We start from the raw sequence: 15,851 nt of genomic DNA, 5'->3' as shown, positions 1-15,851 counted from the left end.
TGGTACAATAACCGTAACATAAAGAAAGGGGCGATATCATGAAGTTGCAGGATTTACAGGTCAAGATTTTTGCCGACGGGGCGCTTTTGGAGGATATGCTCGCCGTCTATCACAAGGGAATCGTACGCGGGTTCACGACGAACCCGTCCCTTATGAAGAAGGCGGGCGTTACGGACTACAAGGCTTTTGCGCGCGAAGTGCTGCGGCATATCCCGGACGATCCCGTTTCTTTCGAGGTCTTTGCGGACGATCTCCCGACGATGGAGAAGGAAGCGGAGGCGCTCGCGGCGCTCGGGGAAAACGTTTACGTCAAGGTTCCCGTGACCAACACAAAGGGAGAGAGCACGGCGCCGCTGATCGAGAAACTCTCCGCACGCGGCTGTAAGCTGAACGTGACGGCGATTTTCACGCTGGAACAAGTGCGGACGGTTGTGGACGCGCTGCATGCGGACACGCCGGCGATCGTCTCCGTGTTCGCGGGACGGATTGCCGATGCGGGCGCGGATGCCGTCGCACTGATGCGCGATGCAGCAAAAATCTGCGCGGCGAAACCGCAGGTGGAACTCCTGTGGGCGAGCTGCCGCGAGTTCTATAATATCATCGAGGCGGAGCGCTGCGGCTGCAAGATCATCACCGTCCCCAATTCGATCCTCGACAAGGCGGGGAACTACGGCAAGGACCTCGAGGCATATTCGCTGGAGACGGTGCGGGGGTTCTATAAGGACGCGTCCGGGCTCGGTTTCTCCATTTTGTAACGCGGCGCAAAGGCAGGCGATGAGATGATTGAACAATTGTTTACCGCGCAGACCGTGGCGGTGGACGTGCCGGCACGCGACTGGGAAGAGGCCGTGCGTTTTGGCGGCGCGCTGCTCGCCGCGTCGGGCGCGGCGGAGGAGCGCTATGGCGAGGCGATGGTCGAGACGGTGAAAAGCATCGGCAGCTATATCGTCATCGCGCCGGGGCTCGCCATGCCGCACGCGCGCCCCGAATGCGGAGCGAAGCGGCTCGGTATGGCGTTCGTGCGGCTCGCGCACCCCGTTCCTTTTGGCAATGAAGAATATGACCCCGTGGATCTCTTGGTGTTTCTCTGCGCCCCGGATCATAACTCGCATATTTCGGCGATCGCGGAGCTCATGGAGCTGATCGAGGACGAGGCATTTTTGACACGGGTACGGGCAGGGATGAGCAAGGACGAGATTCTCGACGATATCCGAAAGAAGGAGTTTTCGGCATCCTAATGCAGGAGGGAAGTTTTTATGAAAATTATTACGGTATGCGGCAACGGCATCGGCAGCAGTCTCATGCTCGCGATGAAAATTGAGGAACTGTGCGGCGAGGAGGGGATCAAAGCGGAGGTGGAATCCTGCGATTTCAACGCGGCGCAGGGGAAACCGGCCGACCTCATCGTCACGGTGAAGGAGCTTGCGCAGCAGTTCGAGGGACGAAAAGTGGCCGTTGTGCGCAGCTATGTCAACAAAAAGAAGATCAAAGAGGATGTGTTGGAGACAATCAAATCGTTGGTGTGATTGCATAATGAACGGAGGTGTTCCATATGGAAGTGTTGGAGTTCTTACGCGACGTGCTGCAGCAGCCGGCACTGCTGATCGGTATGGTGTCGCTTGTCGGCCTGCTCGCCTTGAGAAAACCCTTCTACAAGGTTATGACGGGGACGCTCAAGCCGATCTTGGGCTATTTGATGCTGAGCGCGGGCGCAGGATTCATCGTTTCAAATCTCGATCCGCTCGGCAAGATGATTCAAGAAGGCTTCCACATCACGGGCGTCGTACCGAATAATGAGGCAATCGTTTCTGTGGCGCAGCAGGTGCTCGGCGTGGAGACCATGTCCATCCTCGTCGTCGGGCTGGTCGTCAACTTGCTCATCGCGCGGCTGACGAAGTTCAAATATGTGTTTCTCACAGGTCATCATAGTTTCTTTATGGCATGTCTCCTCTCTGCGGTGCTCGGGACGGCGGGGCTCGAGGGGATGACGCTTATCCTCTGCGGCGGCTTTCTACTCGGCGCGTGGAGTGCGATTTCGCCCGCCATCGGACAGCGGTATACGCATCGGGTGACGGACGGCGACGGGATCGCCATGGGGCATTTCGGCAGTATCGCCTACTATATCTCCGCGTGGGTCGGGTCGAAGGTCGGCAGTCCGGAGGACAGTACGGAAAAGATAGAGATCCCGGAGAAATGGGGCTTCCTGCGCGATACGACGGTCTCCACGTGTATTACGATGATGGTGTTCTACTTCCTCGCGGCGGCTGCCGCGGGTCCCGCCTATGTGAGTACGATCTCCGACGGCATGTCGCCGTTCCTCTTCGCGATCATGGCGGGCATGAAGTTTGCCGTCGGCGTCACGATTGTCTACTCGGGCGTCCGCATGATCCTCGGCGATCTCATTCCCGCCTTTGAGGGCATCGCAACGCGCGTCATTCCGAACGCGGTACCCGCAGTGGACTGCGCCGTGTTCTTCACTTACGCGCCGACGGCGGTCGTCATCGGCTTCGTCGCCTCTTTTGTCGGCGGCGTCATCGGCATGCTGATGCTCGGCGTGCTCGGCGGCGTGCTCATCATCCCGGGGCTTGTGCCCCACTTCTTCTGCGGAGCGACGGCGGGGATCTTCGGCAATGCGACGGGCGGCCGCAGGGGCGCCGTCATCGGTGCCTTTGTCAACGGCCTTTTGATTACGTTTGCACCCGCGCTGCTCCTGCCCGTTCTCGGCACGCTCGGGTTCCAGAACACCACGTTCGGCGACTTTGACTTCGGCGTTCTCGGCATCGTCCTCGGTTCGCTTGCCAATACCTTCGGCGAGACGGGCATCTTCGCCGCAGCGGCGGTCTTCCTCATCGTGCTCATCGTGCCGAATTTTGTCCGCACAAAGACAAGAGTCATCAATAATCCGGAAGAAGAATAATTTTTAACGGACGATCGAAACGCCCCTATGGGTGCGGCATAGCGCTGCGGCTCATAGGGGCGTTTTATATCGCGCGTTATATATCCCAGTGGAGCGTCTCCGGATGCGGCGTCACGCGGTCGATTTCGCGGAGAATCCATGCGGCGTTTTCATGCGATGCGGCGAAGGCGTCTGCAAGGGGGGGCTCGTAGGCGGGCGGAATCTCCATCGCGTGCAGCGCCATGTGCATATAGTCCTTCGCAACGAGCGGGACGCCGCGTTCGGCGGCGAGATGCGCCTTGAACCGGTAGCCGTAGTAGAGATAGCTGTTGTGCGGAACGTCGGCGTCCATCCCGTCAAAGGCCGCGATGCGCTCGTCCGCCTCCTGCTCAGCCTCTTCGGTCATCCCCATCTTGTGCATGAGGTTCCAGCGGTCCGCCCAGAGCTCGCCGCGCAGGATGTACTTGTAGAGAAAATCGGTGGACTCGGCGCACTCAATTGCCATGTTGATATGTTCGAGCGCCGCAGCCCGCGTCTCCGCGCGTTCGGCCTCCGCAGCGGAGAGGGCTTGGAGCGCGTAGACTTTCTCCTCCACGTCCTGCGCGAGGTCTTCGTTCACCGCGGCACCCGCGGCGCTTTGGAGCAGTGCGATGCCCTCCGCACGGTGTTCCGGCATCTGCAATAGAAAGTGGGCGAGCCGCGCGCACGCATGCCAGTCGTCCACGCCTCCCTCAAGGAGTTCGTGCGGCGGCGCGGATGGGCCGAGGCGGTCGATGACAACGTGGATGAGGCTGTGAAATGTTTCGTGATTCATAGTCGTATTACCTGTTTCATATGGTCTAATAGGGGAAGGTCATGCGTGATGACGACGAGCGTGCGCCCTTCGGCGTCGAGTTCCGCGAGAACGCTCCGGATGAGGCGCTCGCTGAGCGCTGCGTTCAGCCCCGCCGTCGGTTCGTCGAGCAGGAGGATAGGGGCGTCCGAGGCGAGCGCGAGCGCCGTCAGCAGGCGGCTGCGCTGTCCGCCCGAGAGGCGCGCGGCATTCTCGCCGAGCGGCTCGTCAAGGCCACGGGGCAGGGCGCGCACGACGCCCGCGAGCTGCGCCGTGTCGAGTGCGCGCCATATACGCTCCTCCGTGATATCCTCGTGCAGACGCGCGAAATTATCGCGTATCGATGTGCTGAAAAGGTAGGCGCCTTGGAGTGCAGCGCCGAAGTGTGCGCGCGTCTCCGCGCGGGAGAGGGCGGCCGAGGGGACGCCGCGATAGCGGAGCGTCCCGCTATCGCATTCCCACAGGCGGAGGAGGAGGCTTGCGAGCGTCGTCTTGCCCGCGCCGCTCTCGCCGATGACCGCCGTGTGCTCCCCCTGCCGGACGGCAAAGGAGAGGTCTTGCAGAATGGGAATCTCCGGATGGTAGCCGAAGGAGATGTTCTGCGCCTCAATGAGCGGTGCGTCGGTCGGCACTTCCGCCGCGATGGGACCTGTTTTTACGGACGCGTCGGGCACATCTGTCCGTACCGGCATCTTATCTTTCGGCAAAATTGATTCCGCCGCACGCAGCGCCTCCGTCATACCGAGCGATGCCGCAGGCAGGGAACGGTACTCCGCGAGCACCGCCTCAAGGACGAGCACCCATACGGCGAATTGAACACCCGTCAGCCCCTCTTCCGCGACGTGCGGGATGAGCAGGATGATGAGCGCGAGCCAGAGGACGGTGCGCAGAATGTCCAGCCCGCAGAAAAGGCGGTCACGATATATGCTGCGGCGCTGCCGTCGGTTCTGGAATGCAGAGGCTGCACGGGAGAGCTGCTCCTCCGCGTGGGGAATGGCGCCTGCCGCGATGAGTTCATCCCGTCCGGCGGTCAGGTCAAGGAGCGCGCCACGATAGGCTGCGCTCTCCTCGCGCAGCCCCGTCTCATGCAGGAGGAGATGGGGAAGTGCGAGATGGAGGAGATAGATGGCCGCGAGTGCCGCCGCGCCGAGGGGCGAGAGCGGCAGGAGCGCCGCGCAGGTCATCGCCGTCAGAATCCCTGCGATGAGTGGCTGCGGAACGGTGCGCAGGTAGAAATCGCGCAGCGTCTCGCAGCCTGCGAGGAGGTCGTGCAGGAACGCGCCCTCGCGCACGTTGCCCGCGCGCAGCGGGATATTCTCAGCGGCGCGGTCGTAAGTTTCGCGTTGGAGTTTTTCGTAACAGTCGAAGGCGAGCACATGGGAGAACCAGCGGTCGAGGTAGCGGAAGACGGCGCGTCCGATACCGCAGGCACGCACCAGCGTGATGGCGAGCGCGAGCGTGGAGAGGGGCGGCCGGAGCGCGGCGCTCGCAATAATCCATGCCGCCGTGCCGATGAGGCCGACGGCGGAGAGGACGGCGAGCGTTCCCGCGAGGAGGGCGGGCAGCGCCTTCGCCGTATCCGCGACGGAGAGCAGGCGGCGCAGCAGCGAAATGCCGTGCATCATGTCTCACCTCCCAGCGCAACAATATGCTCCGCCCATGCCGTGACCGCTGGGCGGTGGGACGAGAGGATGAGCGTGCGGCGGTGTGCGAACGCAGCAAGCACATCGAGCACCTGCGCCTCGGTATCGCTGTCCAGCCCCGCCGTCGGCTCGTCAAGGAGCACAACGGGACGCGCAGCACACAGCGCGCGCGCGATGCCGAGACGGTGGCGCTGCCCCGCGGAGAGCGGATGACCGCCCGCGCCGAGCGGCGTATCAAGCCCCTGCGGCAATGCGCGGAGGAAGTCGCCAAGCGCGGCCGCATTGAGTGCAGCCGCGACGTCGTCGCGCTTGACGCCCGCCCGCCACAGCGAGACATTCTCCGCAAGCGTCGCGGCAAAGATATGCGGCTCCTGCGGCACATAGCTGATGAGAGTCTGCCGCGTTTTCTCCGAAAGCGACCTGAGGTCAAACGATGCGCCGTCCCCCGCGCCGTCCGCGAGCCGCACCGTGCCCTCCGTCGGCGCGGTAAGCCCCGCAAGGAGCATGAGCAGCGTCGTCTTGCCCGCGCCGCTCGCGCCCGTGAGCACAGTTCGTTTGCCTGCAGGAAAACGCAGCGAGAGGCTGGTCAGCACCGCCTCCTCTGTGAGCGGATAGCGGTAGGAGAGCTGCTCCGTATATAGCGCGGGCGGAGAGAGCACGCGGTCGTGCGCTCCGTCCATAGGAACGGAGCGGCTGAGATAGGGGAGGAGCGCCTCCTCCGCCGTCTTTGCCTCCATCGCCGCGTGGAACGCAATGCCGCCCTCACGCAGCGGCTGATAGAACTGCGGCGCGAGAATGAGCACGAAGAACGCCGCGCGAAAGTCGAGCATGCCATCGAGGAGGCGCAGACCGATGGAGACGGCAATGAGCGCGATGGAGAGCGTCGTGATGAGTTCGAGCGCGAACGAAGAGACGAAGGCGAGCCGCAGGACGCGCAGCGACGCCTCGGAAAAGGCGCGGCTCATGCACGCGAGATGTGCCCCCTCCGCGGCGGTGCGGTGAAATATCTTGAGCGTCATCGCCGCGCGGATGAGCTCGCCAAAGCCCGCCGTGAGGCGGGACATCTCGTCCCATTGGCGTTCGCTCGCGCGCCGCGTCGCCCGTCCGATGAGATAGAGGAGAAAGGGGGCGATGGGCAGCGTTGCGAGGAAGAGCACGGCGGAGAGCGGGTCGGCGACGGCAGCCGCCATGAGAATCATCGGCACGAGCACGACGAATGCGACCGCCGTCGGCAGCACCGTGCGAAAGTATTGGTCAAGGGCATCGACACGCTCCAGGGCGAGCGTCAGGAGCCCCGATACGTCGTGCCGCTCAGAGAGCAGCGCCGTGTGGAGTCGCCGGCGGCAATCCAGGCGCGCACCATCGGAAAGCCGCGCCTCCAGGCGGCTCTTCGGCACGCGCAGGAGCGCCGTGACGAGAAGGCACAAAAACAGCACCGGAAGTTCCGGTGCTGTCTCTGCTAATCCGCCGCCCCGCATGAACACAAGGTCTACGAGGACAGCAGTTTCCCATGCCGCGGCGATGGTGAGCATGCCGCTCAGCAGCTCCATGCCGATGCGCGGGAAGAGGATATTCTTTTGTGATTTGAGCGTTTCAAAAAGAATCCGTTGTTTCATTTCCGTATGGAATCAATACTCCGTATGTGCGGCATCCTCCGGCGTGATGCGTTTGCGGAAGATATAGTACGTCCAAATCTGATAGATGAGGACGACGGGGACGAGAATCGCGGCTGCGACCGTCATAATAGAGAGCGTGTACTCCGTCGACGACGCATTGCGGATTGTCAGGCTCCAGCCCGGGTTGAGGCTTGAGACCATGAGCCGCGGGAAGAGCCCCGCGAAGAATCCGACCGTCGTGCCGACGATGGCAAGACCGCCGAGGATGAACGCGGGTTTATGCGCCCGCGCATACATCGCGCCGAGCCCCGCGACGAAGAGCACCGCCGAGACGAAGAGCGCCGCGCCCGCGGCCGTGCTGTCGTAGAGGTCGGTCTCCGTATAGGTGAGTATCATGCAGAGCACGTAGAAGACCGCGGCGGCAGCGCCGAATCTCAGCGCGAATGTCCGCGCCTGCGCGAGGAGATAGGAGCTCGTCAGGCGGAGCGTCAGGAATGCCGCGCCGTGGAATGCGAACACGCAGAGGAAGGTAATGCCCCCGACGAGCGTATAGGGTGTGAGCAGGTCGAAGAACCCGCCCCGGTAGACCATGTTCGCTCCGATGGGCAGCCCCGCGATGAGGTTCGTCACGGCAACGCCCCAGAGAATCGCGGGCACGATGCTCCCAAAGGCAATCGCGTACGACCAGCGGCGTTTCCATGCGTCGTCATCGCGGTGATGACGGAACTCGAACGCGACGGCGCGCAGGATGAGCGCCACGAGCATGAGGAAGAGCGCGATGTAGAACGTGCTGAACATCGTGGCGTAGACATGCGGGAACGCGGCGAACATCGCGCCGCCCGCCGTAATCATCCACACCTCGTTACCGTCCCAGACGGGGCCGATGGTCTGAATGAGTTGCGTCCGGTCCTTTTCATCGTCGGAGATGAAAGGGAGCAATGTCCCGACGCCGTAGTCAAAGCCCTCGAGGAAGAAGAACCCCGTGAAGAGCACGGCGATGAGGACGAACCAAAGAATATTGTAATCCATTACTGAGCGCCTCCTTCCGGTGCCGCTGTAATCTGCGTGCGGCGGATAAAGCGGAACGCGATGTAGAGCGCCGTGATAATGAGCAGGAGATAGAGCACGGTAAAGCCGATCATGGTGAACCAAATCTCAGGCGGGGTGAGGTTCGGCGATACGCCGTCGACCGTCTTCTGGAGGCCGACGACGATCCACGGCTGCCGCCCCATCTCCGCGACAATCCAGCCGGCGGAGTTCGCAATGAACGGGATGACGACGAGCCAAGGCAGCGCGCGCAGGAGGTTCCGCACCGAAAACAGCTTGTCCTTCTTTGCGAGGTAGTAGACGATGAGCGAAATCAGCACCATGAAGAACCCGGCGCCGACCATCGCGCGGAACGCGTAGAAGAGAATCGTCACGTGCGGCCGATAGTCGCCCGCGCCGTATTTCTGGACGGCCTCCTTCTGCAGGTCGTTGATGCCGCGCACCTCGCCCGCGGGCTTATCGTGCACCATGAAGGAGAACATGTAGGGAATCGTGATTTCAAAGTCGTTCCTGCCCGCCTCCATGTTCGGGTAGGCGACGACCGCGAACGGCGCGGGGTCCTCCGTCTCCCAGAGCGCCTCCATCGCCGCGAGTTTCATCGGGCTCGCCTGCGCGAGGTACTGCGTATGCAGATGCCCGCTCGCGATGACGCCGACGACGCCGACAATCGTGTAGACGGCGCCCGCCTTAATGGCGTGCGTGAACGCCGTGTGGGATTCCGCGTCGTTGAGGAGTTTCCACGCCGAGACCGCGATGACGACGAAGCCCGCCGTCGTGATGCCCGCGAAGAGCGTATGCGACTGCTCGCCAAGGATGTAGTGGTTCGTGATGAGCTCGAAGAAACTCACCATCTCAGCGCGGCCGTTCGCGAGCGTATAGCCGACGGGGTGCTGCATGAAGGAGTTCGCGACGAGAATCCAGAACGCCGAGAAATTGCTGCCGACGGCGACCAGCCAGATGCACGCGCAGTGCACCTTTTCGGGCAGCTTGTCCCAGCCGAATATCCAGATGCCGAGGAACGTCGATTCGAGGAAGAAGGCGGTGAGCGCCTCGAGCGCGAGCGGCGCGCCGAAAATATCGCCCATGAAACGAGAATACTCCGACCAGTTCATGCCGAACTGGAACTCCTGCACAAGTCCCGTCGCGACGCCCATCGCGAAATTGATGAGAAAGAGCGTGCCGAAGAATTTCAGCAGCTTGCGGCAGGTCTTCTTCCACGCCGCGTTCTTCGTCTGCACATAGCACGTTTCGAGCAGGGCGACGAAGATCGCCATGCCGAGCGTGAGCGGAACGAAGAGAAAGTGGTAGATGGTCGTGAGGGCAAATTGCCATCGCGACAGCAGCACTTCTTCCATTTCCCAAACCCCTCCTAAAACGATAGACCAAAAAATGACCTACAATATAATACACACGGGCTTTTGCCTTATAGAAGAGACAAAAGGCCTTAATCGGGTGAATTATATCATAGGCCAAAATGAAATACAAGTTAGACGGATATATTTTAGTATATAAGAATAGTTTTTTATTACATCATTCGCGCAGCGCATTGACGGCGAGTAAAACGAGTAAAATGAAGAGGGAAGCACCGACGAATAGGGAAGGAATCGGTGCGCCGCCCAAAAGAAAGGGACCTCCCGCCGTCAGCGGCGTAAAGAAGAGCAGGAAGAAAAACGACAGCCATGCGTTTTGTTTGGCGCGGGCGCGGGCGGCATCGCTGCTGTCCCAGAGCGCGACAAGTCCGGGAAGCCCCGTCCCGTCGAGTATGATGTCGGGGGTGAAATCTGCGGCGCGGTCTCGGTTACGCAGCGTCTGCGTTTCGAAATACGCGGCGTCCTCGGGCGGCATCAGCGGCGCGTTCTCTTTCGCTTCGCGCGCGGCGGAGGCGTCGGGACCGCGCAGGAGTTCTTCGCGCAGCGGATCTTTGGGCGCCTCCTGCGGGAGTTCGGACGGGCGATGCAGCGACGAAGGGCATCCGATGCTGATATCGGCGGCGCGCAGAGCCGGCTGATCCGTCTCCGGATCCCCGACCATTGCGACGACGGCGCCGCGTGTCCGGAGCAGACGGATTTCGCGTGCCTTGTCGGCAGGCGTGAGATCCGCGCGGATTTCTCCGATGTGGAGTTCCTTACCCGTTGCGGCTGCAAGGCGTTTCGTTTCTCCTGTCAGGAGGATAAGGGAAAGGCCCCTCCGCCGCAGCTCGTTCAGCGCACGCTTGACCTCCGCGCGCACGTCGTCGCGGACGGCGATGATGCCGCGCGCATATTTGCTCGAACTGACGAAGAGCGGCGTCTGCCCGCTCGTTGCGAGCTGGTCGGCGCGCGTGAGAAGAGCGGCGCTGATTTCGACATTCTCCTCCCGCAGCCATTCCTTATTGCCGACGCGGACGGGCGTGCGCGCGATGAGCGCCTCTACGCCGAAACTTTCTGCCTCGCGTGCGGCGGAGTGGCGCTGCAGATGCAGACCGCGCTGTACGGCGGTATCGTAGATGGCGTGCGCGTATGGGTGAGATGCCTCGCGCTCCGCACTCGCGGCGAGGGAGAGGAGAGAGCCCTGCGTCATGCCCTCGGGGACGAGACCTGAGATAAATACGCTGCCTTCCGTCAATGTTCCGTTGCGGTTGAACGCGAGCGTATCGATACGCATGAGGTCGGTCAGCGCGCTCATGCGGCTGCATACCGCGGCAGAGTTTTTGAGGCTGCGCTTGATGCGCACGGCAATGAACCGGCGCGACAGAATGAACGGCAGGGGCGAGGCGGATAGGAAGACGCCGACGAAGACCTCGGACGCCGCTTCCAGCGTCATCCCCTCGGCAATGTACCAAAAACCTGCCGCGGCCGCCGCAAGGATCACGCTTCCGATGAAGTGAAAAAAGCTCGAGAAATATTTTTTCAAGGATACCCGGCTCCTTTTTGAACAGCAAAAATTCCAAAGGAAATTATACCATAGGCGCGGGAAAGAGACAAATGTGTCTCCTCTCGTACATTATTACAGTCGGTTTTGGGACGGGCGGCAGATTATCCATTTGAAATCAATTCGTTTCAATGTTAGAATGCAGAAGAGTAGAAATATTACGCGGGAGGAAGCGGCATGGATACGCATACAATATATTCGGATCAGGACAAGGTGCTCCGCCTTATGGCGGAGAAATACCCGACCAAGGAGATCGTCTACGAAAAGATCGTCTATCTGCGGTCGCAGCTGATGCTCCCGAAGGGGACGGAGCACTTTATGAGCGACCTGCACGGCGCGTACGATTCTTTTTTTCACATTCTCAACAACTGCTCCGGCGTCATCAAGGAAAAGGTGGACTATTGTTTCGGCGAGCGCATGACGGAGGAGGATAAGGCGGAGTTCTGCACGCTTGTCTATTACCCGCGCGAAAAGGTGGAGCAGCTTGCGGCCGAGGGGAAGAACACGGCGCTCTGGTACCAGCAGAACCTTGCGAACCTCCTCGAACTGACGAAACTCATGAGCTGGAAATTCCCCGCGTCCAAAGTCTGCGGCTACATCCCGAAGCGTTACGAATCTGTCATCGTGGAACTCATGAACACGCGCCCGGAGCACGACGAGGCGCAGCGGCACTACTACCGGCAGCTCATCGAGACGATCGTGGAGATCGGCGGCGGCGCGGACTATATCGAGGCGTTCAGCGTCCTTATTAAAAGGCTTGCCGTGGAGCGTATTCACATTGTCGGCGATTTCTTCGACCGCGGCGACCGCCCCGACGGCATCCTCGATCTCCTCATGGAGCACCCCTCCGTCGACATCCAGTGGGGAAATCACGACGTCCTCTGGATGGGGGCGGCACTCGGCAGCGAGGTCTGCATCGCGGGCGTCATCCGCAACTCTCTGCGCTATCGCCATACCGACGTCCTCGAGCGCGGTTACGGCATCAGTCTGCGCCCGCTCTCGACGTTTGCCTCGCGCATCTACCCCGACGAGAATCCCATCAAGGCGGCGGAGCGCGCGATCACGATGATGATGTTCAAACTCGAGGGGGCGCTCATCCGGCGCAATCCCGATTTTCACATGGAGGACCGCCTGCTCCTCGACAAGATCGATTTTCGTTCCTCCTATGTGACCCTCGGCAGCGGGCGGCGCGTCGAGCTCGAGAGCGCGTATTTCCCGACGATTGAAGACGGCGCGGACTGCTACGAACTCACCGAGGAGGAGCGCCGTATCATCGACGACCTCCGCTCGTACTTCCTCGAGAGCAAGGCGCTGCAGCGCCATGTGGACTATCTCTATCGGTGCGGCAGCATGTACACGCGCTACAACGGCAACCTGCTCTTCCATGCCTGCGTCCTGCTCGACGAGGCGGGCGATTTCCGAACCGTGACCTACAAGGGGAAGGACTACCGCGGACGGGCATGGATGGACTTCTGCGAGGAAAAGGCGCGCGAGGCGTGGAACGAGCACACGCAGGAAGGGCTCGACTTCATGTACTTCCTCTGGTGCGGACTCCTCGCGCCGACCTCGGGGCGCTCCTTTACGACCTTTGAGCGCTCCTTTATCGCGGACGAGAGCACATGGGAGGAGCCGGCCGACCCGTATTTCCGCCTCATCAAGGAGGAGCGCATCTGCGAGAAAATCCTTGCGGAATTTGACCTCGACCCCAAGCGCGGGCACATCATCAACGGACATGTTCCCGTTAAGGTAAAGAAGGGCGAGAGCCCCATTCGCGCGGGCGGGCGGGCGCTCATCATCGACGGCGGGTTCGCCTCCGCGTTCCATGCCAAGACCGGTATCTCCGGCTACACGCTCATCTACAACTCGCGCGGTCTGCGGCTCCTGCAGCATCAGAAGATCGCGAGCGTGCGCGACGCGCTGAGAGAGAACCGCGATATCGAGTCCGTCTCGCAGACCGTCGAGCTGCAGGCGCGCAGCTCGCTTGTGCGCGATACCGACCGTGGCGCTGTGATCGAGGACGAGATCGCCGACCTCCACGCGCTCCTCCATGCCTATCAGAGCGGTCATATCAAACCGGAGTGAGCCGGACCGGGGGCACGCTCTATAAATACCGCGGCGCGGGGAATGTATGGGACTTGACGCATTTGCTATAATGGTAATCGTTAGGAGAACTTTTTCGAATGCCTGCGGGAGGGTGAGGGAAATCGAATTTCATGCGTTGACAAAGGAAGACAAGCCGCTCCTTGACCGATATTTTCGTGCAAATTACTATGAGAATTCACATTTTAACTTTACGAATCTCTATATGTGGCGGGAGCCGTTTCGCGTTCAGATCGCGGAGGAGGACAGCGTCCTCTATGTCACGAGCGAGTGGAAGGGGAAACTTGCGGCGCTCCAGCCCTTCTGCGATACGGCGCTCTATCCGGCGGCGACAAAGAAACTGCTCGCGTATTTCGAGGAGATCGGGCAGCCGTTCCACATCTACGATATGGAACGCGGCTATGCGGACTATTTGAAGAGCTGCGACTGCGCGTCGCTTGAGGTCGTGGCGGACCGCGACAACTACGACTATGTGTATCTCGCCGAGAAGCTGATTACGCTCGCGGGGCGCAAGATGCACTCGAAGAAAAATCATCTGAACGCGTTCCGCAAGGCGCATCCCGAGGCCGAGTTCCGGCCGATTACGGATGAGATCGTGATGCAGTGCAAGCTGGAACTGAACAGCTGGTACAAGCAGCACCGGCAGGACGACGGTACGGTCGATCCGTTCATCGGCTACGAGCGCACCGCGATTCTCGAGGTGCTGAACAACTTCGAGGACTTCGGCCTGAAGGGCGGCGCGATCCTGATGGACGGACGGGTGGTTGCCTTCACGTTTGGCGAGCAGCTCAACACGGACACCGCCGTGATCCATGTGGAGAAGGCTGATCCCGAGGTACGCGGCGCTTATCCTGCGATCAATCAGGGGTTTGTGGAATATGCTTGGAGCGATATGACCTATATCAATCGCGAGGAGGATATGGGAATCGAAGGGCTGCGCAAGGCGAAGGAGTCGTACAAGCCCGAGAAACTGATTGAAAAGTTCAACGCGACGCTGCGCTCAAACGATTGCAAAGCGCTGTGAGATATGATAAGATAGCACAACGCTAGGAGAATGCAGGGAGGCCCTTCGCCCGGTTGGCGGCGCGGGGCTTTTCTATTATAGTCATGCACCGACGGGGGGATTAATCATGAATCACACGAAATACGCCAAGGGATACTATATGCCGCCCGAGATTCATCTTGACTGGCTGAAGAAAGACGCGCCGGATCATGCGCCGATTTGGTGCAGCGTCGATCTGCGCGACGGGAATCAGTCGCTTATGATCCCGATGAGCCTCGATGAGAAACTGGCGTTTTTCGATCTGCTCGTGCGTGTGGGATTCAAGGAAATCGAGGTCGGCTTCCCGGCGGCCTCGGAGACGGAGTACGAGTTCCTGCGCCGACTTGTGGAGGACGATCTCATCCCCGACGACGTGACGGTGCAGGTGCTGACGCAGGCGCGCGAGCATATCATTCGCAAGACGTTCGAGGCGCTGCGCGGCGTCAAGAACGCGATTGTCCACGTCTATAACTCTACCTCCGTCGCACAGCGCGAGCAGGTCTTTCAGAAATCGAAGGAAGAGATTCTTGAGATTGCGGTTACCGGGGCAAAGCTCCTCAAACAGCTTACGGAGGAAGAAGGGGCGGGTTATCGTTTCGAGTATTCTCCCGAGAGCTTTACGGGGACGGAGCCCGAGTATGCGCTTGAAGTCTGTAACGCGGTTCTTGACGTTTGGCAGCCGACCCCCGACCGCAAGGCGATCATCAATCTGCCCGTAACGGTACAGATGTCGATGCCGCACGTCTACGGTATGCAGATCGACTATATCAACGAACGGCTGAAATACCGCAGTGCGGTCGTTCTTTCTCTCCATCCGCACAATGACCGCGGCTGCGGCGTTGCGGACACCGAGATGGGGCTGCTCGCCGGCGCGGACCGCGTCGAGGGAACGCTCTTCGGCAACGGCGAGCGCACGGGGAATGTGGATATCGTCACGGTCGCAATGAATATGTGCGCTTTGGGCGTCGATCCGCGGCTTGATTTTTCCGATCTGCCGCATCTCGTCGAGATCTATGAGAAGGTCACGCGGATGCAGGTCAATCCGCGGCAGCCGTATTCGGGGGCGCTGGTCTTTGCCGCGTTCTCCGGATCGCATCAGGATGCGATCGCCAAGGGGATGAAGTATTGGGAGGAGCGGAAACCCGCGAAGTGGTCGCTGCCGTATCTCTATATCGACCCGAAGGATGTCGGGCGCACCTACGACGGCGATGTGATCCGCATCAACAGCCAGTCGGGCAAGGGCGGCGTCGCCTACATCATGGAGCAGCAGTACGGCGTCGTTATGCCGAAGCAAATGCGTGAGGATTTCAGCTACCGTGTGAAGTCTGTCTCCGACAACGGGCACAAGGAACTCCTGCCGGACGAAATCTATAAGGTCTTTACGGATACTTACGTCAACATTTCTTTCCCCTACGAGTTGGTGGATTTCCTGCTCAAAAAACTGCCGGACGGCACGCGGATCGGCGACGTGCATCTGAAGGTGGACGGTGAAGAACGATCCTATGAGGCGCGCGGCAACGGCCGCCTTGACGCGATTTCAAACGCACTGCAGGAATATGTCGGCCTCCGCTATACCAACCTTACCTACAGCGAGCACGCCCTCGAGATCGGGCAGAATTCGCGCGCGATCTCCTACATCAGCATCACGGGGGAGAGCGGCGGCGTTTATTGGGGCGCGGGCATGGACACCGATATCATCACCTCGTCGGTCCTTGCCCTCTTCAGTGCCATCAACCGCATGAAAGCGGGCCATTAAGGCGGTGAT

General features: G+C 60.6%; 13 protein-coding genes. 7 read left to right on the top strand and 6 right to left on the bottom strand.

Annotated features, from left to right (window positions below):
- The first annotated feature begins 38 nt into the window (after positions 1 to 38).
- From HMPREF9161_RS03035 to HMPREF9161_RS03020, 4 genes are read left to right on the top strand one after another with little or no spacing between them, the layout of a single operon-like run.
- Complete coding sequence (locus HMPREF9161_RS03035) at positions 39 to 755, top strand: transaldolase (RefSeq protein ID WP_009728210.1); 717 nt, start codon at positions 39 to 41, stop codon at positions 753 to 755.
- Between the two features lie 24 nt (positions 756 to 779).
- Positions 780 to 1,238 carry a PTS sugar transporter subunit IIA gene (locus HMPREF9161_RS03030; protein ID WP_009728209.1) on the top strand — a complete coding sequence of 153 codons (459 nt, stop codon included), beginning with the start codon at positions 780 to 782 and terminating at the stop codon, positions 1,236 to 1,238.
- A gap of 18 nt (positions 1,239 to 1,256) precedes the next feature.
- Positions 1,257 to 1,526 carry a PTS sugar transporter subunit IIB gene (locus tag HMPREF9161_RS03025; protein ID WP_009728208.1) on the top strand — a complete coding sequence of 90 codons (270 nt, stop codon included), beginning with the start codon at positions 1,257 to 1,259 and terminating at the stop codon, positions 1,524 to 1,526.
- A gap of 26 nt (positions 1,527 to 1,552) precedes the next feature.
- Positions 1,553 to 2,917 carry a PTS ascorbate transporter subunit IIC gene (locus HMPREF9161_RS03020; RefSeq protein ID WP_009728207.1) on the top strand — a complete coding sequence of 455 codons (1,365 nt, stop codon included), beginning with the start codon at positions 1,553 to 1,555 and terminating at the stop codon, positions 2,915 to 2,917.
- A gap of 76 nt (positions 2,918 to 2,993) precedes the next feature.
- Here the strand turns inward: HMPREF9161_RS03020 and HMPREF9161_RS03015 are convergent, their stop codons facing one another.
- The 6 genes from HMPREF9161_RS03015 to HMPREF9161_RS02990 form a co-directional block, all read right to left on the bottom strand.
- Complete coding sequence (locus HMPREF9161_RS03015) at positions 2,994 to 3,710, bottom strand: hypothetical protein (protein ID WP_009728206.1); 717 nt, start codon at positions 3,708 to 3,710, stop codon at positions 2,994 to 2,996.
- Entirely contained in the window at positions 3,707 to 5,353 is a 1,647-nt protein-coding gene (locus tag HMPREF9161_RS03010; protein ID WP_009728205.1) for an amino acid ABC transporter ATP-binding/permease protein, read from the bottom strand. The genes HMPREF9161_RS03015 and HMPREF9161_RS03010 overlap by 4 nt, the downstream gene beginning before the upstream one ends.
- Entirely contained in the window at positions 5,350 to 6,987 is a 1,638-nt protein-coding gene (gene cydD, locus HMPREF9161_RS03005; protein ID WP_009728204.1) for a thiol reductant ABC exporter subunit CydD, read from the bottom strand. Before cydD ends, HMPREF9161_RS03010 begins: the two co-directional genes overlap by 4 nt.
- A gap of 12 nt (positions 6,988 to 6,999) precedes the next feature.
- Positions 7,000 to 8,016, bottom strand: coding sequence for a cytochrome d ubiquinol oxidase subunit II (gene cydB, locus HMPREF9161_RS03000; RefSeq protein ID WP_009728203.1), 1,017 nt, complete (start codon positions 8,014 to 8,016; stop codon positions 7,000 to 7,002).
- Entirely contained in the window at positions 8,016 to 9,389 is a 1,374-nt protein-coding gene (locus HMPREF9161_RS02995; protein ID WP_009728202.1) for a cytochrome ubiquinol oxidase subunit I, read from the bottom strand. The genes cydB and HMPREF9161_RS02995 overlap by 1 nt, the downstream gene beginning before the upstream one ends.
- A 175-nt stretch (positions 9,390 to 9,564) precedes the next feature.
- Positions 9,565 to 10,926, bottom strand: coding sequence for an HAD-IC family P-type ATPase (locus tag HMPREF9161_RS02990; protein ID WP_009728201.1), 1,362 nt, complete (start codon positions 10,924 to 10,926; stop codon positions 9,565 to 9,567).
- Between the two features lie 195 nt (positions 10,927 to 11,121).
- Between HMPREF9161_RS02990 and HMPREF9161_RS02985 the strand changes: the two genes are divergently transcribed.
- The 3 genes from HMPREF9161_RS02985 (at position 11,122) to HMPREF9161_RS09865 (ending at position 15,842) form a co-directional block, all read left to right on the top strand.
- The gene (locus tag HMPREF9161_RS02985) at positions 11,122 to 13,026 is read left to right on the top strand and encodes a fructose-bisphosphatase class III (RefSeq protein WP_009728200.1); all 1,905 of its coding nucleotides are present in this window, start codon (positions 11,122 to 11,124) and stop codon (positions 13,024 to 13,026) included.
- A gap of 112 nt (positions 13,027 to 13,138) precedes the next feature.
- Positions 13,139 to 14,068 (top strand): DUF2156 domain-containing protein, encoded by a 930-nt coding sequence (locus HMPREF9161_RS02980; protein ID WP_037348557.1) that lies wholly within the window; start codon positions 13,139 to 13,141, stop codon positions 14,066 to 14,068.
- 106 nt (positions 14,069 to 14,174) lie between these two features.
- Positions 14,175 to 15,842 carry a 2-isopropylmalate synthase gene (locus HMPREF9161_RS09865; RefSeq protein WP_009728198.1) on the top strand — a complete coding sequence of 556 codons (1,668 nt, stop codon included), beginning with the start codon at positions 14,175 to 14,177 and terminating at the stop codon, positions 15,840 to 15,842.
- The last annotated feature ends 9 nt before the right edge of the window (positions 15,843 to 15,851 follow it).

It is taken from the genome of Selenomonas sp. F0473, assembly GCF_000315545.1.
In the GTDB taxonomy this organism is placed as follows: domain Bacteria; phylum Bacillota; class Negativicutes; order Selenomonadales; family Selenomonadaceae; genus Centipeda.
This window is presented reverse-complemented; position numbering and strand designations above follow the sequence as displayed.